Annotated in this window: 22 protein-coding genes; 12 read left to right on the forward strand and 10 right to left on the reverse strand. The window is 42.6% G+C overall.

Translation table 11 applies throughout. The annotated features are described in order from the left end of the window. The first annotated feature begins 7 nt into the window (after nucleotides 1–7). Both LZG71_RS12215 and LZG71_RS12220 read left to right on the forward strand, forming a co-directional pair. On the forward strand, nucleotides 8–580 hold the full coding sequence (locus LZG71_RS12215; protein WP_233820783.1) for an acyl-CoA thioesterase: 573 nt from the start codon (nucleotides 8–10) through the stop codon (nucleotides 578–580). After that, nucleotides 577–999 carry a DUF2141 domain-containing protein gene (locus LZG71_RS12220; RefSeq protein ID WP_233820785.1) on the forward strand — a complete coding sequence of 141 codons (423 nt, stop codon included), beginning with the start codon at nucleotides 577–579 and terminating at the stop codon, nucleotides 997–999. Before LZG71_RS12215 ends, LZG71_RS12220 begins: the two co-directional genes overlap by 4 nt. A 46-nt stretch (nucleotides 1,000–1,045) precedes the next feature. Here LZG71_RS12220 and LZG71_RS12225 read toward each other — a convergent pair whose 3' ends face one another. After that, on the reverse strand, nucleotides 1,046–2,602 hold the full coding sequence (locus tag LZG71_RS12225) for a helicase HerA-like domain-containing protein (protein WP_233820787.1): 1,557 nt from the start codon (nucleotides 2,600–2,602) through the stop codon (nucleotides 1,046–1,048). Between the two features lie 225 nt (nucleotides 2,603–2,827). On the opposite strand from LZG71_RS12225, the gene LZG71_RS12230 reads away from it, so the two are divergent. The 5 genes from LZG71_RS12230 to LZG71_RS12250 all read left to right on the forward strand — a co-directional run bounded on the left by LZG71_RS12230 (nucleotide 2,828) and on the right by LZG71_RS12250 (nucleotide 8,132). After that, nucleotides 2,828–3,844, forward strand: coding sequence for an alpha-E domain-containing protein (locus LZG71_RS12230; RefSeq protein WP_233820789.1), 1,017 nt, complete (start codon nucleotides 2,828–2,830; stop codon nucleotides 3,842–3,844). Between the two features lie 52 nt (nucleotides 3,845–3,896). After that, nucleotides 3,897–4,631, forward strand: coding sequence for a peptidase (locus tag LZG71_RS12235; RefSeq protein ID WP_233820791.1), 735 nt, complete (start codon nucleotides 3,897–3,899; stop codon nucleotides 4,629–4,631). Further along, on the forward strand, nucleotides 4,628–5,470 hold the full coding sequence (locus LZG71_RS12240; RefSeq protein WP_233820793.1) for a transglutaminase family protein: 843 nt from the start codon (nucleotides 4,628–4,630) through the stop codon (nucleotides 5,468–5,470). The genes LZG71_RS12235 and LZG71_RS12240 overlap by 4 nt, the downstream gene beginning before the upstream one ends. A gap of 107 nt (nucleotides 5,471–5,577) precedes the next feature. Next, nucleotides 5,578–6,981, forward strand: a complete 1,404-nt coding sequence (gene glmM, locus LZG71_RS12245) for a phosphoglucosamine mutase (protein WP_233821084.1) — start codon at nucleotides 5,578–5,580, stop codon at nucleotides 6,979–6,981. A 2-nt stretch (nucleotides 6,982–6,983) separates the two neighbouring features. Continuing rightward, the gene (locus LZG71_RS12250; protein WP_233820795.1) at nucleotides 6,984–8,132 is read left to right on the forward strand and encodes a cysteine desulfurase family protein; all 1,149 of its coding nucleotides are present in this window, start codon (nucleotides 6,984–6,986) and stop codon (nucleotides 8,130–8,132) included. A gap of 53 nt (nucleotides 8,133–8,185) precedes the next feature. Here LZG71_RS12250 and hemH read toward each other — a convergent pair whose 3' ends face one another. The 8 genes from hemH to LZG71_RS12290 form a co-directional block, all read right to left on the reverse strand. Then, complete coding sequence (gene hemH / locus LZG71_RS12255; protein WP_233820797.1) at nucleotides 8,186–9,247, reverse strand: ferrochelatase; 1,062 nt, start codon at nucleotides 9,245–9,247, stop codon at nucleotides 8,186–8,188. 84 nt (nucleotides 9,248–9,331) lie between these two features. After that, nucleotides 9,332–10,279, reverse strand: coding sequence for an N-acetylornithine carbamoyltransferase (locus tag LZG71_RS12260; protein WP_233820799.1), 948 nt, complete (start codon nucleotides 10,277–10,279; stop codon nucleotides 9,332–9,334). 194 nt (nucleotides 10,280–10,473) lie between these two features. Then, nucleotides 10,474–11,616, reverse strand: a complete 1,143-nt coding sequence (locus LZG71_RS12265; protein ID WP_233820801.1) for an aspartate aminotransferase family protein — start codon at nucleotides 11,614–11,616, stop codon at nucleotides 10,474–10,476. A 125-nt stretch (nucleotides 11,617–11,741) separates the two neighbouring features. Next, a complete protein-coding gene (gene argC, locus LZG71_RS12270) occupies nucleotides 11,742–12,725 on the reverse strand; it encodes an N-acetyl-gamma-glutamyl-phosphate reductase (RefSeq protein ID WP_233820802.1) in 984 nt (327 codons plus the stop codon). Nucleotide 12,726: 1 nt separating this feature from the next. Beyond that, entirely contained in the window at nucleotides 12,727–13,125 is a 399-nt protein-coding gene (locus LZG71_RS12275; RefSeq protein WP_233820803.1) for a type II toxin-antitoxin system VapC family toxin, read from the reverse strand. Continuing rightward, nucleotides 13,122–13,358: a DUF2281 domain-containing protein gene (locus LZG71_RS12280; RefSeq protein ID WP_233820804.1), complete on the reverse strand. Its 237-nt coding sequence runs from the start codon at nucleotides 13,356–13,358 to the stop codon at nucleotides 13,122–13,124. Before LZG71_RS12280 ends, LZG71_RS12275 begins: the two co-directional genes overlap by 4 nt. Before the next feature lie 78 nt (nucleotides 13,359–13,436). Then, nucleotides 13,437–14,636: an argininosuccinate synthase gene (gene argG, locus LZG71_RS12285; protein ID WP_233820805.1), complete on the reverse strand. Its 1,200-nt coding sequence runs from the start codon at nucleotides 14,634–14,636 to the stop codon at nucleotides 13,437–13,439. A 136-nt stretch (nucleotides 14,637–14,772) separates the two neighbouring features. Continuing rightward, on the reverse strand, nucleotides 14,773–15,483 hold the full coding sequence (locus tag LZG71_RS12290; RefSeq protein ID WP_233820806.1) for a GNAT family N-acetyltransferase: 711 nt from the start codon (nucleotides 15,481–15,483) through the stop codon (nucleotides 14,773–14,775). Between the two features lie 379 nt (nucleotides 15,484–15,862). On the opposite strand from LZG71_RS12290, the gene aat reads away from it, so the two are divergent. From aat to LZG71_RS12315, 5 genes are all read left to right on the forward strand, one after another. Beyond that, nucleotides 15,863–16,483: a leucyl/phenylalanyl-tRNA--protein transferase gene (aat, locus tag LZG71_RS12295; RefSeq protein ID WP_233820807.1), complete on the forward strand. Its 621-nt coding sequence runs from the start codon at nucleotides 15,863–15,865 to the stop codon at nucleotides 16,481–16,483. A 126-nt stretch (nucleotides 16,484–16,609) separates the two neighbouring features. Beyond that, nucleotides 16,610–17,641, forward strand: coding sequence for a glutamate 5-kinase (gene proB, locus LZG71_RS12300; RefSeq protein WP_233820808.1), 1,032 nt, complete (start codon nucleotides 16,610–16,612; stop codon nucleotides 17,639–17,641). Continuing rightward, nucleotides 17,641–18,891, forward strand: coding sequence for a glutamate-5-semialdehyde dehydrogenase (locus LZG71_RS12305; protein WP_233820810.1), 1,251 nt, complete (start codon nucleotides 17,641–17,643; stop codon nucleotides 18,889–18,891). The genes proB and LZG71_RS12305 overlap by 1 nt, the downstream gene beginning before the upstream one ends. Before the next feature lie 98 nt (nucleotides 18,892–18,989). After that, on the forward strand, nucleotides 18,990–20,075 hold the full coding sequence (locus tag LZG71_RS12310) for a M20 family metallo-hydrolase (protein WP_233820812.1): 1,086 nt from the start codon (nucleotides 18,990–18,992) through the stop codon (nucleotides 20,073–20,075). A 78-nt stretch (nucleotides 20,076–20,153) separates the two neighbouring features. Then, on the forward strand, nucleotides 20,154–20,981 hold the full coding sequence (locus LZG71_RS12315) for an enoyl-CoA hydratase/isomerase family protein (protein ID WP_233820814.1): 828 nt from the start codon (nucleotides 20,154–20,156) through the stop codon (nucleotides 20,979–20,981). A 123-nt stretch (nucleotides 20,982–21,104) separates the two neighbouring features. Here the strand turns inward: LZG71_RS12315 and LZG71_RS12320 are convergent, their stop codons facing one another. Then, the gene (locus tag LZG71_RS12320) at nucleotides 21,105–22,667 is read right to left on the reverse strand and encodes an Rne/Rng family ribonuclease (RefSeq protein ID WP_233820816.1); all 1,563 of its coding nucleotides are present in this window, start codon (nucleotides 22,665–22,667) and stop codon (nucleotides 21,105–21,107) included. Nucleotides 22,668–22,698: the final 31 nt, after the last annotated feature.

Genomic DNA, 22,698 nt, shown 5'->3' on the forward strand with positions numbered 1-22,698 from the left:
AGATGAGATGGAATTAGCTGCACGCTCGGTACGGTTTTCGGAAACAACATTAACGGAATTGATGATTCCTTCCTATGCCAATTTTGGAGGGAAAATACATGGAGGGATTCTGCTTTCCTTGATCGATAAAGTGGCTTACGCATGTGCCTCACGCCATGCATCTACCTATTGTGTGACCGTATCAGTCGACGCTGTTGATTTTCTAAAACCGGTGGAAGTAGGGGATCTTTTATCGTTAATGGCATCGGTGAATTATGTGGGCAGAACGTCGCTGGTAATCGGAATAAAGGTGATCGCCGAGAATGTGCGGGATGGCATTCAGCGGCATACCAATACATCTTATGTAACCATGGTAGCAAAAGGCGATGATGATAAACCGGCCTTGGTTCCACCGTTGCTGCTGGAAAATGAGGATGACGCCCGCCGTTTTCTGGAAGCCATGAAAAGGAAGGAATTGAAGGAGACTTATCGTGATGCATTTGACAATGCAAAAAGTATTATGGATGTGGAGAAGAATATCAAAAAGCTATCCGAGCAAAGATGTGTAATCGGATGGGAAACCAACGATTTACCCAAATGAGTACTATTTTCTTAAATCTGTTGCTATTGTTCGGTACTGCAAGTAGAGCGGCGCCCGTTACACTCAAAGTAGAGATCACCAACGTGAAAAAGGCGCAAGGCAAACTGATGATTGCAATTTACAAGCCCGATGAGAAATTTGGCGAAGGCGTACCTGCAATATCTGGTATTGAGGAAGTGAAATCCATAGGAAGCAAAACGGTACCTTTCGATCTGGAACCCGGTAAATATGCCTTAGCACTATTTCACGATTTGAATGGAAATGGCGAGCTGGATAAAAATTTTGTGGGGTTACCGAAAGAGCCTTACGGATTTAGTAAAGATTTTAGACCGAAATTTTCCGCACCTTCATTTGAAGATTGTGCATTTGAAGTCACGGGAACAGGTTCACAACAAATTTCTGTGAAGCTTACGAATTAAAAATCCGAACCCGGAATCTGCTCCGGGTTCGGATTTTAAGTTGCTTTTAAAACCCAAAAAAGCCACCGGTTTTCTTTCTTGTTGTGGTTGTTTTTTTTCCAAATAACATACCAAATACACCTCTCACAACTTCTCTCCCTATTTGTTTTGCCAGAGGTGAAGTAAGCACCTCGGTGATCATTCCTTTTTCTTCTTTCTGATTTTTGGCCTGTACCACTTCTTCCTTTGCCTTCGCTTCTACCTCCGCCTGTTCCTCCATTCTGCGGGTAAGCATTTCGTAGGCACTTTCAGGATCGATTGGATCTTTATATTTCAGGTACAAGTCAGATTGCCGCACGTGATTTTCATAATCGGCTTGCATCATTGGTCCCATAATGGAAGTTGGCGGAAGCAAATGTGTTGCTGCAACTTCGGTAGGAATGCCTTTTTCGTTCAAAACCGTAATGAGTGCCTGACCAATACCCAGCGTTGTCAGTATCTGATCAATCTCATAGTAATCAGATTTTGGATAGGTTTTAACAGTCTGTTTCAGCGCGTCGGCATCTTTTGGAGTGAATGCCCGCAATACATGCTGAACCCGGTTTCCAAGTTGACCCAACACTGACACAGGAATATCCTGTGCCATTTGGGTGCAGAAGAAAATACCAACTCCTTTTGAGCGTATCAGGCGAATAACCTGTTCAATCTGATCCAGAAACGCTTTTGGCGCGTCTTTAAATAAAAGGTGTGCTTCATCCAGAAAGAAAACCAGTTTGGGCTTGTCCAGATCACCAGCTTCAGGTAATTTCTGATAGAGCTCGGCAAGCAGACTGAGCATGAAGGTGGAAAACAATGCCGGCTTGTCCTGAACATCGGAGATATTGAGAAGACTAATAACACCCTGTCCATCAACACGATTGATCAGGTCACTGATATCAAATGATTTTTCACCAAATATAGTACCCACTCCCTGCTGCTCGAGTGCTACTATTTTTCGTAAAATCGTTCCTGCGGTTGAAGTTGAAATGGAGCCATAATCTGATTTGATTTCGGCCGCGCCCGGTCCTTCTGATAAATAGCTCAGTACCTTTTTCAGGTCGTTCAAATCAACCATTGGTAAATCCTTATCATCGGCATATTTGAACAAAATGGCCAATACACCTGATTGCGTATCGTTTAGCTCAAATATCTTTGATAGCAGTATAGGTCCAAATTCAAGAACTGTAGCACGCATCTGAGCACCTTTTTGCCCGCTAAGTGAATATAGCTCAACAGGATATCCTTTTGGGTCGAACACAGTTCCAAGTGCCTGAGACCGTTCTTCAATGGCGCCGTTTGACTTGCCAGGCTGCGCAATACCTGAAAGATCGCCCTTAATATCTGACATGAACACAGGAACACCCGCAGCCGACAGCTGCTCAGCCAATACCTGTAAAGTCCGGGTTTTTCCGGAGCCCGTAGCTCCGGCAACCAGCCCGTGGCGGTTCATCATTCGCAGGGGGAGGTTCACCCTTGCATCAGTGATAATTTCCCCATCCAAAATGGCCGATCCTAGGTGAATGGTTGGCTGGGTGGTCTGATATGATTTTTGAATGGCGGCTACGAATAAATCTCTTTTAGACACAGGCTTATGATTGTTATTGTTAATGACGGCTTAATTTACCAAATTTATACGTTTTGGAAAGATTCTGTACTGTTCATTCAAGAATTAGGGTATAATAATACTCTTTTTAGAACTTATATTATTTTTCGTAGTAGTTTGTATTTGCAAAATATTATTAGGTATTTTGGTAAATTCACTATGTAATTATTCTGACTTCATTTCACAAAACCACAATATTTGCCGCGTATGCTTAGTAGAGTTGCCAATTCAATTTACTGGATGAATCGATACATGGAACGGGTAGAAAACTACTCCCGGTTCGTTGGAGTTAATTTTAATCTTGCCCTGGACCTTCCTCCTGACGTGGATGAACAATGGGAGCCTTTGCTCATCGCTACCGCAGATCATTACACTTTTTACAAATATTACGAAAAGCCAACGAAGGAGGACGTGATCCACTTTATGACTTTTGATAAGCGTAATCCCAATTCTATCATCAGCTGCCTCTACGAAGCGCGTGAAAATGCGCGTACAATACGTGAAACCATTTCGAAAGAAATGTGGGAAAGTATCAATACTTTTTATCTCACCATCAAGGGTACTTCGGCCGACGATTTTAGAAATATGGATCACATGCAGTCGTATTTTACTGATATCCGTAAAAGCTGCCAGCAGTTTCATGGTGTGGTGGATTCATCCATAACAAGAAACGAAGCCTGGCATTTTGGCCGTTTAGGACGTCATATAGAACGTGCCGACAAATGTTCCCGGTTTTTGGATGTGAAATATTTTACACTCGCGCAGGACACCAGTGCATCCGGCTCCACGCTGGATCTGATGATGTGGACGGCTGTACTGAAATCGGTGAGCGCGTACAACATGTACAGACAGACGCACCGCGCGCTTACGCCGATGAATATCGTTGCCTTTTTGATTCTTGATAAATTATTTCCCCGTTCAATTGCATACAGCGTGCGTCAGGCAGAGCTTTCACTTTACGCCATTCGCGGAGCCATTCCTGAAAGGGGACATACAGATCCGGCTGAAAGAGCTTTGAGTAAACTTCGCAGTGAGCTGGAATTTACGGAGGTTGAGGATGTATTTAAGATGGGGCTTCACGAGTACCTCGACAAGTTTCAGACCAGGAACAATGAGATCGACAACGCCATTTTCGATATGTATTTTGGGCTTGAAACAGAAAAAAGACAAGGACAGTCGATGAGCCAGGGTCTGGGGCGGTCTGCCAGCCAGTGGATGAACTGACAAAAGTTTTTATACCTTAGCAACCTATAAAAATTGTTAGAGCCGCACTTTCATGACATATTGTTTAGGGATTAAAGTGGCAACTGGTTTGGTTGCCATTGCAGATACCCGCCTGACATCGGGCACGGAGGTATCAACGAATAAAAAAGTATCTGTTCATCAACTGGAAAAGCATTCGATGTTTATCATGACATCCGGTCTCAGGTCGGTTCGTGATAAAGCCATCACCTATTTTAAGGAGGTTCTGGAAGAACGAGATTCGTCATTTGATAAGCTATACAAGGCAGTGAATGCATTCGGAACGCAGGTGAGGCGGGTGGCCGACGAAGACAGAAGGTCGCTGTCCGAGGCTGGTCTCTCATTTAACCTATTTGCGATTGTGGGCGGTCAGCTTGAAAAAGACGACGAACATAAGTTGTTTTTGCTCTATCCCGAAGGGAACTGGGTGGAAGTAGGGGACGGTTCGCCGTTCATCATCATTGGAAATTCGGGTTACGGGAAGCCACTTTTGTACCGAAGTCTGAAATTCACTTCGTCCATGCAGGATGCTATGAAAATCGGATTTCTCTCGTTTGATTCTACCAGAGTTAGTTCCAACGATGTGGATTATCCGCTGGATGCCGTGATTTATGAAAAAAACTCCTTTCAACTTATAGAGCACCGATTTGAAAAAGATGATCTGGATTATGTGGGAAAACAGTGGAGTGCGTTATTGAATAATTCGGTTCAAAAACTTCCGGTGGAATGGATGGATCCTCTTTTTGCTAAATCGGAAGAAACCTCATGAACCTGAAAGTTCAGCACTCGCTATACTACAATTATAATGCGCCGGTTGTGCTGGATCCGCACACGTTATACATTTTTCCGAAACCTTATCCGCATCAGCGGGTTTTGGAATATTCGCTCATCATTAACCCTCAGCCATCCAAAATTGTCAGAAATGTGGACGCAGAGGGTAATGCTCAGCAGGTTGCCTACTTTTTTAGCAATCCGGTAACGCAGTTGAGTGTTAGTGCGGTGATGACGGTTTGTTCGGATCCTGTCAATGTTTTTGACTTCGTTTTATTTCCTTTTTCCACCAAAAAATTCCCCTTTTTGTACGAAGACAGGATTTATAAATACCTGATTCCGTATCTGAGTCGTAACGATGTAACCAACAATGTGGAGCAGTTCGCAAGAAAAATTGCAGCTGGTGTCAATTGGGAAACGGTGCCATTTCTGGTGGAGCTGAGTAAATACATTCAGGAGAATTTTCTATATCAAAATAGGGAGTTCGGCATGGCTTATCCACCCGACGATACCTTGCGGGACCGCATCGGATCTTGTCGCGATTATTCCCGTCTTTTTATCAGTGCCTGCCGTAGTTTGGGCATTGCAGCGCGTTTTGTGAGCGGATATTTATATGGAAATCCTATGCAGGCACACGAGCTTCATGCCTGGGTGGAAGTGTATTTGCCGGGTGCGGGTTGGCGTGGTTTTGATCCGACGGAAGGAAAGGCGATTATTAACAACCACATCAGCTTGGGCGCATCAGCTGATTTTGATCAACTGGCGCCGGTTATGGGATCTTTCAGAGGTTTTGCAAATGCCTCGCTTCTGACACAGGTGGACATCGAGATAACCTGATTCTGAAATCCCGTTTAATTAATAGAAACTTTTGTTTCAGAAAAAACCATTTATGGGAGTGGAAATTTAGTATTTTTGTGCCCAAACAAACAGAGGAATTTAAGATCGTGACGTTAATAAAATCTATATCAGGGATCAGAGGGATTGTGGGTGGAAAATCCGGCGAAGCGCTGACTCCTATTGATGTTGTAAAATTTGCGGCAGCATATGGTACATGGCTGCGAAGAGCTAATCCACACAATTTGAAGGTAGTAATTGGTCGGGATGCCCGCCTTTCCGGTGAAATGGTGAGCCGTCTTGTAGCCGCTACTTTGCAGGGAGTTGGACTGGATGTCGTGGATTTAGGGCTTTCTACAACGCCTACTGTGGAAATTGCAGTGGTGATGGAAAAGGCTGGCGGAGGTATTATTCTTACCGCAAGCCATAACCCGATCCAGTGGAATGCGCTTAAATTGCTCAACCATGAAGGCGAGTTTATTTCGGAGAAAGAAGGAGAAGAAGTGCTGCGGATTGCCGATGAAGAAGATTTTATTTTTGTTGACGTCAAAAAGCTTGGATCTTACAGTACCGATGATACCTATCTCCAGAAGCATATAGACCATATTCTGGCTTTGCCTTTGGTAAATGTGGAAGCTATCAAGGCTGCAAATTTCCGTATTGTTGTTGATGCCGTTAATTCGACAGGTGGCATATTTGTTCCTGCATTGCTGGAAGCACTGGGTGTACCTGTTAAAAATATCAAAAAACTCAATTGTGAACCGACTGGTAATTTTGCTCATAATCCTGAGCCATTGCCGGAACATTTGCGTGAGATCAGTAAAGAATTGAACGACGGAGCCTATAATCTGGGAATCGTTGTAGATCCGGATGTAGACAGACTGGCACTGATGTGCGAAGACGGTTCTCCATTTGGTGAAGAATATACATTGGTTGCAGTAGCCGACTTTGTGTTGAAAAATACACCGGGTAACACTGTTTCAAACCTTTCGTCAACAGCTGCACTTCGCGATGTTACGATAAAAGCGGGCGGACAATATTTTGCTTCGGCAGTAGGAGAGGTGAATGTTGTTACAATGATGAAAGCCAACAACGCAATCATCGGCGGAGAAGGTAACGGAGGAGTTATCTATCCTGAAAGTCACTATGGTCGGGATGCTTTGGTTGGAATTGCCTTGTTTTTGACGCATTTGGCGAAATTTGGTAAAACAGCCTCAGTACTGAGAAAGTCTTATCCTGGTTATTATATATCAAAGAATAAGATTGAACTAACGCCTGATATTAATGTTGATAATATCCTGAGTCGAATTCAGACGAAATATTCGAAACAACCATTGAGTACCATTGATGGTGTGAGAATTGAATTCGACAGAGAATGGGTTCATTTGCGTAAATCAAATACAGAACCAATTATCAGGATATATTCTGAGTCAGAAACGCAGACTACTGCTATTAATCTTGCCAACAAAATTATTTCTGACATTAAAGAAATAATTTCAGAACCTAAGAAATAGTCATGAAGGTTTATTTGGATAACGCTGCCACAACACGCCTTGATCCGGAAGTGATGGAGGTGATGATACCCGTAATGGCTGAGCAATACGGTAACCCTTCTTCGATACATTCCAACGGTAGGGCAGCAAGATCGTTAATCGAAAGAGCGAGAAAAAGCATTGCCGGTATCCTGAATGCAGCTCCGGCAGAGATATTCTTTACATCTGGTGGTACCGAGGCAGATAATACCGCCATTCGCTCTAGTATTGAAACACTTGGTCTTAAACATGCCATTACTTCCCGTATAGAACACCATGCCGTGCTTCACACTTTGGAGCACCTGGCGAAGCAGGGACTTATCGAATTAAGTTACGTTAACTTAAACGAAGAAGGAGTTGTAGACTTGCAGCATCTGGAAGCGCTTTTGCAATCAAAACCAAGATCTTTGGTGTCGTTGATGCATGGCAATAATGAGATAGGTAATTTGCTTGATATTGAACTTACTGGTGATTTGTGTGAAAAATACAATGCTGTTTTTCATACCGATACGGTTCAAACCATGGGACATTACCGTCATGATTTGCAGAAATTGAAAGCGAATTTCATAGTAGGTGCAGCTCACAAGTTTCATGGACCAAAGGGAATTGGTTTTCTGTATGTACGTCCGGGTACAAAAATTTATCCGTTTGTTCATGGAGGAGCGCAGGAGCGAAACATGCGTGGAGGCACCGAAAATGTTTATGGGATTGTAGGTTTGGCTAAGGCACTAGAAATTGCTTACCGTGATATGGATGCGCACTGCAGCCACATCGAAGCATTAAAGAGCCGCATGATTGCCGCATTGAGCGAACGCATTGAAGGAATTCGGTTTAACGGTCAGTCGGGACAATTGGATAAAAGCCTTTACACCGTTTTGAATGTGAGTTTGCCACCATCAGACATGAGCGACATGTTACTTTTTAATCTTGATATTGCCGGTATATCGGTTTCAGGAGGAAGTGCATGTTCCAGTGGAACGGACATTGGTTCGCATGTTTTGAACGAACTTAACATAGATTCAGAAAGAGCAAACGTTCGATTCTCTTTTGGTAAATACAATACTTTCGAGGAAGTTGACTATGCAGTGAATGCACTTGCAGAGTTGTATCGAAAAGAATCGGTAGCGATATAAACTGAAAGCGGTCGATTTGTTCAAATCGACCGCTTTCAGTTTTAAAGATCCTATTATGCTTTTTTAACCAGATCTTCCAGCGTTTCAATCCAGATATCACTGTCATTCAGACTTTCTACAAGCTGCCAGTGTTCTCCACCTTCCTTTTCAAAAATCTCTTTGTATTCTTCGCCTACCTCAATGGTTGTTTCAAGGCAGTCGGCTACAAATGCAGGAGAGAATGCCAAGACCGATTTAACTCCTTTTTTAGCCAATTCAGGTATCAGCTCATCTGTATAGGGTTTAATCCAGGGCGTTTTACCCAGACGCGATTGAAATGCAACAGTGTATTTTCCTTCCGGAATTCCCATTCCTTTTACAAACAATCTGGTCGTTTCATAACATTGTGCACGGTAACAGTGCTGGTTTTGTGTAGTGAGCGTGTCGCAGCAGCTCCCGAAGCTACAAACATTGGCGACATCGCCTTTTGTAATCTGCCTTTCCGGAATACCGTGGTAGCTGAAAACATAATGGTCATAATCGCGTGTAGCGATGTATTTTTTACCAAGATTCACGAATGCCTCTACGAACTTGGGATGATCCAGGAAACGATTTACAAACTTAATTTCCGGTAAAACTTCCCAGTCTTTCACAACCTCCATCACTTTTTTGTAAACAGAGCCGGTCGAGGCCGAAGCATATTGCGGGAAAAATGGTACTACAATGATTTCAGAAAGACATTCTTTCCTTAACTCGGCAAGTCCCTTTTCTATACTGGGATTTTGATAGCGCATGGCAAGCTTAACCACGTAATCGTCACCCAGCACTTTTTGTAACTTTTCCTCAACCGAATACCCGTATATTTTCAGAGGAGAACCTTCGGGTGTCCATAATTCTTTATAAATCTTGGCTGACTTAGGAGCGCGGAAAGGAGCAATGATCAGATTGATCAGCAACCAGCGGTTAAGATACGGAATATCGATAACCCGCTCGTCCATTAAAAATTCTCTCAGGTATTTTCTTACGTCAGGAACAGACGGACTATCCGGTGTCCCCAGATTTACAATCAGAACCCCCGTTTTTTTTATCTGTTTTTCGGTTGCGTTAGATGGGTATGTCAATGATTCGGTATGCATTACCAGTAATATTTAATTCACGGTGAAGAACTGTCAGAATAGTAACGGCCAGTTAAATGTTAAAAGTTCGGCCTGATTCTATTGTTACATTCCTATTAATATCTCACGAAGTGCAGCTTGCGCCGACCATTCGCGGTTCGCAGCTTGCTCAATTACAAGAGAGCGTGGACCGTCCAGCACTTCGTCAGCAACTTTCATGTTTCTTCTCAAAGGCAGACAGTGCATAAACTTTCCGTTGTCTGTAAGGCTCATTTTAGCTTCGGTGATCATCCAGGATGGGTCGCTGGTCAGTACCTGTCCATAATTATTGTAGGAAGACCAGTTTTTGCCGTAAACAAAATCAGCACCTTCAAGAGCCTTATCCTGGTCGTAAATAACCTGCCCTTTTCCTACAAATTCAGGAGCCAGATCATATCCTTCCGGGTGGGTTATTACCAGTTCCACATTCATTGGATTCATCCATTCACAGAACGAATTGGCAACAGCTTGCGGCAATGCTTTGAAATGGGGCAGCCAGGTCAGCACAACTTTCGGGCGCTCCTTTACTCTGAATTCTTCTATGGTAATGCAATCGGCCAGAGATTGCAACGGATGGCGTGTAGCCGATTCCAGGTTGACAATCGGCACCTCAGCATATTTTTTGAACTGCTCAAATACGATTTCCCGATAATCCTTTTCACGATCCTGCAAACCAGCGAAAGAACGAATTCCAATAATGTCGCAGTAGCGACCAATTACCGCAGCCGCTTCTTTCACATGCTCCGCTTTATCGCCATTCATGATCACACCTTCTTCCATTTCCAAACCCCAGCCATCCTGGCCCACGTTCATCATAATGACATTTAAGCCAAGATTCTGAGCTGCTTTTTGTGTGCTGAGGCGTGTTCGCAAACTCGAATTAAAGAACAAAAGCCCAATGGTTTTGTTTTTGCCAAGATCCGCATCACCAAATGGATTCCGCTTGGAAATAATACCGCTCGTAATAAGCTGATTAAGGTCTGTAACGTCGTTTATGGAAAGGAAATGTTTCATTTTATGTGCTCTATTTAAACGCAGAGTTTAGTGAGGTATACGCTGTGTTTCGCGGAGTTAATATTTATTTACGATTCGCTTAATGCCATTTTTTAGCGAAACTACATTAAAGTTAATAAGTAAGCCAACAAGTGAAGTCGAATATAAAAGTAATGATGTCGATTCATCAAGTTAAGATCTGACATAACTCAGCGCTAAACCTCTTTTAATTCAGCGTTTAAACAGACACGCAACGCCTCAAGGAACGCATCAGCCTCCTCTTTACCCAATGCCAGCGACGGTAATAGTCTGATTGTATGTGCTCCCGCAACGCCTGTAAACATCTTGTGTTCAAAAAGTAGTTTATTTCTCAGGTCTTTAACCGGGAAATCGTATTCGATACCGATCATCAGGCCACGTCCGCGTAGCTCTTTGTATCCACCTATTTCTTCAATTCCTTTAAGCAGATAGTTCCCGATCTCGGTTGCGTTATCCAACAGATTTTCGTTTTTTATGATGTCTAGTACCGCTATTCCGGCAGCACAAGCCATGTGATTTCCACCGAAAGTGGTCCCAAGCAAACCATAACTTGCCTTGAATTTGGGTGAAATCAAAACACCGCCAATTGGAAAACCGTTGCCCATGCCTTTCGCCATCGTCATCAGGTCAGGATGGATTCCGCTAAATTGATGAGAGAAAAATTTGCCGGTACGGCCATATCCGCACTGTACGCTATCCAGAATCAGCACTGCTCCTGTCTCGTCACATCTCTTGCGTAAAGCTTGTAAAAATGCATCAGAACTTACCTGAATACCACCTACACCTTGGATGCCTTCCACAATCACCGCGCACACTTCGTCAGTAATACCCTCTTCCAATGCGTCTATATCATTAAAAGGAAGGAATGTCACGTGTTTGTTGTAATTAACAGGAGCTACAATGGATGGATTGTCTGTTGCAGCCACAGCACCGGCAGTACGCCCGTGAAATGCCTTTGTAAAAGCAACCACCTTCGAGCGTCCAGTATGAAACGATGCCAGTTTTAGAGCATTTTCGTTCGCTTCTGCTCCTGAATTGACAAGGAAAAGTTTGTAATCAGGGTAACCCGAAAGGTCTCCCAGTTTTTCTGCCAGTTCTTCCTGCAACGATATTTTTACGGAGTTGGAGTAAAAGTTGATGGCATGAAGCTGTTTGCTGAGCATTTCAACATAATACTGATGACAGTGACCCACGGATATTACAGCATGCCCGCCGTAAAGATCCAGGTACTTTGTGCCATTTGAATCCCATAAGTAACTGCCCTCAGCTTTTACAGGCTCTATATCGTAAAGTGGGTATACATCAAATAAATGTGACATGTTGGTATTGTTTTGAAAAGCAGAAGAAATAGAGTTTTAGCAGAGGACACAGAGTAAAAGTTATCAGCGTCCTCTGCGCCATACCGAGCGGCGGCCGCTCCTTAAACTCTACATTTAAACAAAAATCAGAACGAAGGCGCCTTTAACCTCAAACCGGCGTCTTCCGGTAATCCGAACGCTAAGTTCAAATTCTGAACGGCTTGTCCGGATGCACCTTTTGTTAGATTGTCAATGATACTCGAAATCAATAATTGACCGTCGTGTACTTCAAGATGAATGAGGCATTTATTTGTATTCACCACCTGTTTCAGATCAATCGGAGCCTCACTTATGTGCGTGAAAGGATGTTCTGAATAGTAACTTTTGTACAATTCGTTTGCTTCTTCCAATGTGCCTGAAAATGGAGTATACACATTTGCCATAATCCCCCGAGTGAAATCGCCACGATACGGAACAAAATGAACAGCTTTTTCAAAACCAGCCTGCAATTTTCTCAGACTCATTTTGATCTCAGTCAAATGTTGGTGCGTAAATGCCTTGTAAATCGACAGGTTATTGTTTCGCCACGAAAAATGTGTCGTCGCACTCAGCGCCTGTCCTGCACCTGTACTGCCAGTTACTGCGCTCACATGTACATCTTCTTTCAACAAGCCCGCTTTTGCCAATGGGAGAATTGCCAATTCTATACTTGTTGCAAAACAACCCGGATTGGCAATTTTGGTTGCCTGCTTTATTTTCTCCTTTTGAAGTTCCGGTAATCCGTATGTGAATCCATTTGATTCATCACGGAAATCGGTACTCAAATCAATAACTTTTACCGTTTCAGGTAGACTATATTCAGTAAGAAACTTCTTCGATTCACCGTGACCTGAGCATAGGAAAATAGCTTGTAAATCTTCCTGATTCAGCAGTTTTTGAATATCTTCTCCTGAAAATACCAGGTCTGTATCACCCAACAAGTCCGTATGTGTGGAATAAACCGGCTTTCCAACCTGACTCTTACTATGTGCAAATGCAACCTTCAGATGAGGGTGGTTGATCACAATTCTAAGGAGTTCTCCACCCGTATATCCCGCCGCACCTATTATTCCTATATTGATATTTTGCATTCTAAATCCAGTTTTCAATTTTTAATCCATTCACTCTTTCGAATTCTCTCACATTATTTGTTACCAATGTGAGATCAAGGCTGAGAGTGTGGGCAGCAATAAATAAGTCGTTCGCACCAATTATTGTCCCTTTACTTTCAAGATCTGCCCTAATCAACGCATAAAATTCTGCGGCTTTACTGTCAAAATCGATGATAGTAATAGGTGACAGAAAATCTTCCAGAGCGGCTTTGTTTCGGATCTTATGCTGGCTTTTGGCGACTCCAAACCAAAGTTCAGCAACCACTATGGAAGAAATTGATATCTCACTTAAGGTAGTTAAACGAAATCTGTTCAGTACCTCAGTTGGTTTTTCTTTGATTATGTATGAGACTATGTTGGTATCAAGTAGATATTTCATTCAAAAAGATTTTCCGATTTATCTAACGGAGGTTGAATCCGATCTTTCATGTAATCATCAGAAAAGTTGGACAAATTTCCCCACCATTTTTCCAGGCTTTGATCTTGTGCATCTTCTCTTTTCTTACTCTTGACAACAATAAATTCCATATAGTCATATACCTCTTGCAGTAGGTCAGGAGGTAACTCCAACGCTTTTTGTTGAATTTGATTTTGAAGTTCCGTTATTGTCATGATCGAAATCTTTAGAATTCATTAATACCTACCAACAACAATTAATCGCGCCAGTGAACCGGCCATAACCCCTAATAATTAATCATTAGATTCACTCACTTTCTGATAAATCATCACCTGGTTCGAAGCAACTTTCGAGAAGCCGCGTACATCATCACCTGTCCAGGCATTGTTCATTTCACCGTAGCTGCCAAATTTAGAAGACATCAGGTCAAATGGTGACTCAATTCCTTCAACATGGAAACGGTATGGGGCAAGATGCACATGTACTTGTCCTGTTACATGCGTTTGAGTATCCGACAGGAATGTCTCAATGTTACGCATCACCGGCTCCACAAACTGACCTTTGTGGAGCAAACTTCCGTACCAGTTAGAAAGTTGTTCTTTCCAGTAAAGCTGTTGTTCGCTCAATACATGTTTTTCCAAAGTGTGGTGCGCTTTGATAATGATCAACGGTGCGGCTGCTTCAAAGCCAACGCGTCCTTTTATCCCAATGATCGTATCCCCAACGTGAATATCACGGCCTATTCCGAAAGGCTGCGCAATTGCGGCCAGCTTCTGAATAGCCTCAACAGGATTCTCAAATTTTTCGCCGGCAACTCCTTTTAATTCACCTTCAACAAAATCCAGTGTAATTCTTTCAGGTTCGGTTTTAGAAACCTGTGTAGGCCACGCCGATTCCGGAAGATATTGCTCCGATGTAAGCGTTTCTTTTCCGCCAACAGATGTTCCCCAAAGTCCTTTGTTTATGCTATATGCTGCTTTGGCCCATTCGCGACCAACACCTTTTTTAGTCAGATATTCAATTTCAGCTTCGCGCGAAAGTTTTAGGTCCCGGATTGGCGTGATAATTTCCGCTTCCGGAATGATAATGCGGAAGGCCATGTCGAAACGAACCTGATCATTTCCTGCGCCTGTACTCCCGTGAGCAATTGCACTTGCGCCAATTTCTTTCGCATATTCAGCAACGGCAACAGCCTGAAACACGCGCTCAGCACTTACAGAAAGTGGGTAAGTGTTGTTTTTAAGTACGTTTCCAAAGATCAGATATTTGATACAATCATTATAGTAATCTGCTGTTTTGGAAATAGTAGCGTGATTTTTTACACCTAATGAATAAGCATTTGCCTCAATTGTTTTAAGATCTTCATCCGAAAAACCGCCTGTATCAACCAACACAGAATGAACTTCGTAGCCCTTGTCTTCGGCTAAATATTTTACACAAAACGAGGTATCCAATCCTCCGCTAAACGCTAATACTACTTTTGGCTGTGACATTACTGGAAATATATGTTCTTATTGACTTTTAAAATTGAACTACAAAGTAACAAAAAAATACCTCGCATCGGGCTTTTCGGGCGGCCGGGCGAGGTATTTAAAAGATATTAATAATCTGTAAATGAATGCCAGTACATTAATGTACAAGCATCGCCTCGGCATTTTTCTTTTTAGCACGTTCTTCCCTTCGCAATAAAATGCGTTGTTTAATACGCATCCAACGCTCATAAAGGCTGGACTCCTTAAGGAAATCCCAGGTGTCTGCTTCGGACTGCACTTCTGTTTTTTTATGATCCTCAGGATTGTACATCATGCCAGTGCATAGGCAGTGTTTTCTGCCGGTACGGGAAAGTACATCATAATTCACGCAGCTGGCGCAGCCTTTCCAGAAAGCATCGTCTGCGGGTAACTCACTGAAAGTAACGGGTTCGTAGCCAAGATCCGAGTTGATTTTCATCACCGGAAGGCTCGTAGTGATACCAATAATTTTGGCATCAGGATATTTTTTGCGTGAAAGTTCAAAAGCTTTTTGTTTGATCGCTTTTGCCATTCCGCTATTTCTGAAATCAGGATGTACGATAAGTCCGGAGTTGGCTACAAATTTACCATGTTCCCATGTTTCAATGTAGCAAAAACCTACCCATTCGCCGGTATCAGTGGTTGCGATGATCGCTTTTCCCTCCACCATTTTCTCCATGATGTAAACAGGAGAACGTTTGGCTATACCCGTACCACGCTTTTTGGCGCTCTCTTCCATTTCCGCACAAATTGTTTCGGCATAATGGAGATGATTTTCATTGGCAGTTTGTACAATAAACTTACTGCCCACTACTTCGGTATTTTTCATTGATGACTATTACAGACAAAAAATGTTCGAAACAAAAAAACTGATTCCCAGAAAATTACGATGGGACGTTTCAAAAATTTAATAAAATGGCGGGGATAAAAGTTTTACCACGTAGGCAAAATAGAGTTAGACGGTCCGGGGGGACCTAAACCTGAAAGGTGTAGTATGAAGAACAGTATGTATGCCGTTGCTATTCATTTACTTTGTTGGTCGTCTAAGAGGTTGCAAATTTTGCAAAAAATATTATTATGACAAAGAAACAGTGGATATATTTTTATGGTTCAATGTTATGCTATAATTTATGTCCTGACAAGTTGATAATAATTGTTAATTACATAGAATAATTCAAAGCTATAACCAGGAAAAGCCAGTTAGAATAATGCCTGAAATTACCACCGAAGACCTTCTTTACGGATACATGAATGGGATTTTTCCCATGGCGGAGCCAGACGGAACCATATATTGGTATTCTCCCGACCCCAGAGCCATCATTCCCATTGACAGCTATAAACCAAGCAAGTCGCTGAGACCGGTGATCAACAAAAAGCTTTTTGAAGTTCGCGTCAATTCAGATTTTGAAGGAGTGATGCGCGGATGTGCAGGAATCAGGATTTTGGGAAAAGAAGAGTCGGAAGAAAGTACATGGATTTCGGAAGATATCATTGAAGCTTATGTGGCACTGCACAAAATGGGCTACGCGCACAGTGTAGAAGCCTGGCGGGAAAACGAACTTGTTGGTGGTTTGTATGGTGTTTCGATTAATAGTGTGTTCTTTGGAGAGTCTATGTTTTCAAAAGAAAGTAATTCTTCAAAAGTAGCTTTTCACTACCTGATTCAGATTTTGCAAGCAAACGATTTTAAGCTTCTTGATACACAGTTTATGAATGACAATGTGCTTCGTTATGGTGCAATTGAAATTCCCAGAGATGATTACATGAAGCGATTGCAAAAAGGATTGGCAGCAAAGCGGAAATTTAATGGTCGGGCATTGGTTCAGTAAATGTTGGTACTTTGCAGCGTTCTGTTAATTATTCGCTTCTTTTCATAACTAAATCAATTATTTTTGATCCAAAATTGATTCACAGGCCGTGATTTCTGCATTGGCCGGTTTTATAGGTAATTCAAAGTGTCAAAACCAATTCTAGTAATAAAGTTCGGAACTGCTTCCATTACATTGCCTTCCGGCGAACCTGATGTCAGGATCATTTCTGAAATAGCAAGGCAGGTTTCTCAAATACATGCCGATTATCGTATCATCATCGTGTCGTCTGGTGCGGTCGGTGCGGGTAAAGCGTATATCCAGGATTACAAAGGAACAATGACCCAGCGGAAGGCAGCAGCTTCGGTGGGCAATCCGCTGCTTGTAGGTCTGTATGCCAGTTATTTTGCTCCAAACAATATTTACATAGCCCAAAGTCTTTGCGAAAGGCAGCATTTTGCAAACCGCCATAAGTTTTTGCAACTGAAAGAAACCTTTGAAGAGCTCTGGCAAAACAACATTATTCCGATCGTAAACGAAAACGATGTTGTGAGTGATCGTGAGCTGAAATTTTCGGATAATGATGAACTCGCCACTTTACTGGCCGTTGGTTTTGGAGCCGAATCGCTGATGTTCTGCACATCGGTCGGAGGTTTGCTGGACGAGCAGGGAAAAATTCTCAGGAACGTTACCAACGTAAACGAGGTTTTTAAATTTGTACGGACCGACAAGTCGTTTCTGGGCTTGGGAGGTATGGCATCGAAGCTTACATTCGCCAAACTTGCAGCGCGTATGGCAATACGGGTAGTAATTTTTGGAATGAATCAAACGGATGAATTACTTCTTGCACTTGAAGGAAAAGCGGGAACGGTAATTGGTGCAGGAAAAAGCACACTATCGGCGAGGAATCGCTGGTTGGGTAGCGGAGGACTGGTTTCCGGAACTTTGCATATCGACGAGGGAGCTTCTAAGGCAGTTTTAAAACGTAAAAGTTTGCTTGCAGTGGGAGTTACGGAAGTTACCGGCGAATTTGAAGCGGGTGAGATTATTGAAATATACGCTCCTGATCGGGAAATGATTGCAGTTGCACGGGCAAGGGAAACTTCCGGGGCGATTAAGGAGAATTTGAAAACACTGAATTTTGAAGTGGCGCATGCCAATGATATCGTATTGTTATAATGGAATCTATTTTACCTCTTTTAAAGGCGACTCAGGACGCCGCCGTTTCGGTACGGAAGCTGAGCGACAAACAACGTGCAGATCTGCTTCTTTCACTGGCTGAAAAAGTGATTGCAAATTCTGCCCAAATAGTGGCGGAGAACCAAAAGGATCTTGATTTGGTGGATGATGCTGACCCTAAAAAGGACCGTCTTTTACTCAATGAAAATCGGATCGCTGATCTTGCAAAAAGTCTTCGTGATGTTGCTGCTTTGCCAGATCCCACAGGAGAGGTCTTATTGGAACGCACCATTGAGCAAGGACTTTCATTGAAAAAAATAGCTGTTCCGCTCGGTGTTGTTGGTGTAATATATGAATCCCGCCCCAATGTGACGCTGGATGTTGCTTCGCTTTGTTTACGTTCAGGAAATGCATGTGTGCTCAAAGGCGGAAAAGAGGCCCATCTTTCCAATACCATTTTAGTGAGTCTTATTCACGAGACTTTGGTGGAATTTGGTGTACCGGCAGATGCTGTAATGCTATTGCCAACCGGTCGGGAGTTTGTGATGGAATTGCTTACTGCGACCAAATACGTTGACATTATTATTCCAAGGGGCTCCGAGGGGCTGATCAAGTTTGTACGTCAGAATTCACTTGTACCAACCATAGAAACAGGTGCTGGTGTTTGCCATACTTATGTCGAAAAAACCGGCGATTTGGATAAAGCGGCCAACATTGTAGTGAATGCTAAGGTTTCTCGTCCATCGGTATGTAATTCGCTGGATACAGTATTGGTCGATAAAGAAGTTGCCAATACTTTCCTGCCAAAATTGAAAGAAGAATTTATAAAGTGGAATGTTGAAGTTTTTGCCGACGAAACTTCGTACGACATATTTAAAGGTATCGATTACCCATTTTTACAAAAGGCAGAGCCGGAAGATTTCGGAAGAGAATTTCTTGATTACAAATGTTCTGTGAAAGTGGTTGACGGATTGGAGGAAGCCCTGGATCATATCAGAGCACATTCTTCACGCCATTCGGAAGCGATTATTTCGCAGAACAGCGATTTTATTGAAAGTTTTCTGAAAGAAGTAGATGCGGCAGCGGTTTATGCCAACGCTTCAACAAGATTTACAGATGGTGGTGTTTTTGCTTTGGGAGCCGAAATCGGTATTTCTACACAGAAATTGCATGCACGTGGTCCTTTTGCCCTCGAAAAACTGGTTACAGAAAAATGGGTGGTGAGAGGCGATGGTCAGGTGAGGTGGTAAACTGTCTCTAATGGAATTCTAAGGGAGTGGTACTGTCGGGTACGACTCCCTTTTTTTATACCTTTGCCGAAAATTATTCGAGAGTAACCCAGTGCGTTATGGACAAAACCGAGGCCATTGAAAATATAGAAACACTGAGCAGTGAGGCTATTTCGCTTTTAAAACAGCTTATAGAAACACAATCTTTCAGCAAGGAAGAAGAGAATACGGCTCTATTAATTGAAGCTTTTTTTAAAGAAAGAAATATTCCGTTTCAGAGAAAGAAAAACAATATATGGGCTTTCAATCAATATTATGACGGGTCAAAACCTACATTGTTGCTCAATTCTCACCATGATACCGTAAAACCGAATAAGTCCTGGACTCTCAATCCACTGGAAGCAAAAGTGGAAGACGGGAAATTATATGGATTAGGGAGTAATGACGCAGGCGGTTGTCTGGTATCATTGATGGCAACGTTTTCTTATTTCTATGATCGGCAGGATTTAACCTACAATATCGCCATTGCAGCAACCGCCGAAGAGGAAATATCAGGAAAAGAAGGTTTGGAAATTGTTGTCCCAGAATTGCCTGAAATTTCGTTTGCTATTGTAGGAGAGCCTACGGAAATGCATCTGGCAGTAGCTGAAAAGGGGCTTCTGGTTCTGGATTGTACTGCGAAAGGAAAGTCTGGACATGCGGCAAGAGAAGAGGGCGACAATGCGATATATAAGGCATTGAAAGACATCAGCTGGATCAATTCCTATCAGTTTCCTAAGGTATCGCCAACACTGGGCCCGGTTAAGATGTCGGTAACGATTATCAATGCGGGAACGCAGCATAACGTGGTTCCGGATGTGTGTAACTTCACAATTGATGTGAGGGCTACGGATCAGTATACCCTCGAAGAAATTATAGATATCATTCAGGCCAATATCCAGTCGGAGGTTAGCGCAAGGTCAATCCGATTGAGACCTTCGAGTATTCCAATGGATCATCCGATCGTAAAAGCAGGCTTGGCTCTTGGAAGGAATTCATACGGATCGCCAACAACATCAGACCAGGCATTGCTGGACTGTCCGTCTTTGAAAATGGGGCCGGGGCATTCCGGTCGTTCGCACAGCGCTGATGAGTTTATTTATCTACATGAAATTGGGGAAGGCATTCTCCAGTATATCACTATGCTGGAAGCGGTGGTTAGTTAATGATTGAATGAAGTAGCTCATAATCAATTTCAAGATTCTGTCCACTCTGAACTTTTTACTGTTAACTCACAATCAGCGATGCATTTTTATTCCAGAAAAGATTCAGAGTTGTATGACAAAGTTGAATTTCTGTTTATACAAACGGAGCTAAAAGGTCATGTCTTTCATATTACTTTAAACCGACCTGAAAAACGTAATGCCTTCACGCCAACCATGGCAGAGGAAATTACTTTTGCATTGACGTTTGCTCACTATAATCCAGAGGTTCGTTGTGTAATATTGAATGCCAACGGAACGGTATTCTGCGCAGGAGCGGATTTGATCGCGTTTCACAATCCTGATGTGGATTTGAAAAATGAAACGCTTCCTGCAATTCGGGAGGAGGTGAAGTTAGGCGATGCTTTTGCTCAGTTGCTGAAACCAAGCATTGCCGTTGTGGAAGGTCCTGTTTTGGCAGGTGGTTTTCTAATGATATGTGGTTGTACTTTTGTGCTTGGTGTTGAGTCCTCAACTTTTAGTTTGCCGGAAGTGAAGCGGGGAATCTGGCCTATGCAGGTAATGGCGTCTTTACTTCAGATCATGCCTCCCAGGAAAGTACTGGAAATGTCAATAACTGGCAAGAGCTATTCTGCACAGGAAGCAGTGAATCTTGGTTTAGTTACTGAAATTTTCGGGAAAGACACCATTAAAGATGAAGCTCAAAAGCTGGCTTCATTAATATCTTCAAATGCGCCTTATGCCATTTCTGTTGGGATGAAAGCATTGCAAAATCTTGCCGAAATTCCCCAGAGTGAACAGCAAACGTTTTTGAAAAAGCAATTGAATAAACTGCTTGAATCGGAGGATGCCAAAGAAGGGACAATAGCCTTCAAAGAAAAAAGAAATCCTGTTTGGAAAGGGAGGTAGGCCGCGAGCGTGGGGAAAAGGTATGAGATTGCCAATTTGCTTTTCAGCAAACACATTTATCAACTTACAGACATAATTTGTTGCAACTATAAGCTAAGTGCTAATAGCCATAAGCTAATCTCCTCAGTTTCCAGGAACAATCTCAATTTCTTCTCCGTACTGGTTATGGAACTTGAAGTCCGTAACACCCAATGAGGAATCTTTGATCAGTTTCACCCAGGTTTTATATTGGAAGAACCATTTTACCTGACGGGAAATAATGCCTTTCGTGAAATAGGAATGAAGGAATGGATGCAGGAGAATGGTGATACCCCGCTCATTTTGCTTGGATAGCATGTAATCGAGGTTGTTCTCAATCACATCTGATACAAGTATACTGGCCTGAATTGTACCTGTTCCGCCGCATGTAGGACATGTTTCTCGGGTTACAATATTCATTTCCGGCCTTACACGTTGGCGTGTAATTTGCAACAAACCAAATTTAGAAAGAGGAAGAACGGTGTATTTTGAACGATCTCCTTTCATTTCGTCACGCATGGTATCGAACAGAACGCGTTTATTTTCCGCCTTCTTCATATCGATAAAATCCACCACGATAATGCCACCCATATCGCGTAAACGCAATTGGCGTGCTACTTCTTTGGCTGCTTCCAAATTGACACTCAAAGCAGTTGCTTCCTGATCTTCCTCGGAATTAGACTTGTTGCCGCTGTTAACGTCAATAACATGTAGTGCTTCTGTATGCTCGATGATCAGATAACCACCGTTTGGCAAGCTTACAGAACGTCCGAATAGTCCTTTGATTTGCTTTTCCAAACCAAACTGTTCGAATAGCTTGTTTTTGCCATTGTGCAGCTTGAGAATGTTTTCCTTATCCGGAGCAATGTTGTGGATATAGGCCTTAATGTCATCGTAAACTTCTTTCGAATCAACGGTAATACTGTCGAATGACTCGTTCAGCATATCGCGGATAATCGAAGAAGCGCGATTCATTTCACCTATAACGCGGTCGCGTGGTTTGGCATCGCGAAGTGCTTTTATGCCATTTTCCCATTTGTCCAGACAGTCTTGAAGGTCTTTATTCAGTTCGTCAACATCTTTGCCCGTAGCCACAGTACGAATGATCACTCCAAAATTGGCAGGCTTGATGGAAGACATCAGACGCTGAAGGCGATTTCTTTCCTGTTTGTCTGTAATCTTTTTTGAAAGGTTTACAGAGTTTGAAAACGGTACAAGTACAATGTAACGGCCGGCAATGGAGATGTCGCAAGACAAACGCGGACCTTTTGTGGAGATTGGTTCTTTTACAATCTGAACCAGAATTGGTTGATTCTTGGAAAGAACCTTGTCAATTTTACCAAGTTTTTCAATTTCAGGCTCCATCTTGAAGTTATTCAATTTGCCTGAATTGGTACGCTTGGAGATTACATCCTTCGTCAGTTTATTAAGAGAGTTGATATTAGGCCCTAAATCAAGATAATGCAGAAATGCATCTTTTTCAAATCCCACATCTACAAAGGCAGCATTAAGCCCTGCCACCAGTTTCCTTACTGTACCAAGGTAGATATCACCTACGGTAAAGCTTTGGTCTGGGGTTTCTACGTGATATTCTAAAAGACGTTTATCCTGCAAAAGGGCAATACGTTCTCCCTTTTGAGTAGAATTGATTAGTAATTCGTTACTCAATGTTCAACCAACTGAATGGCGCAATTAATGT

Source organism: Dyadobacter sp. CY312 (genome assembly GCF_021390535.1).
GTDB lineage: Bacteria > Bacteroidota > Bacteroidia > Cytophagales > Spirosomataceae > Dyadobacter.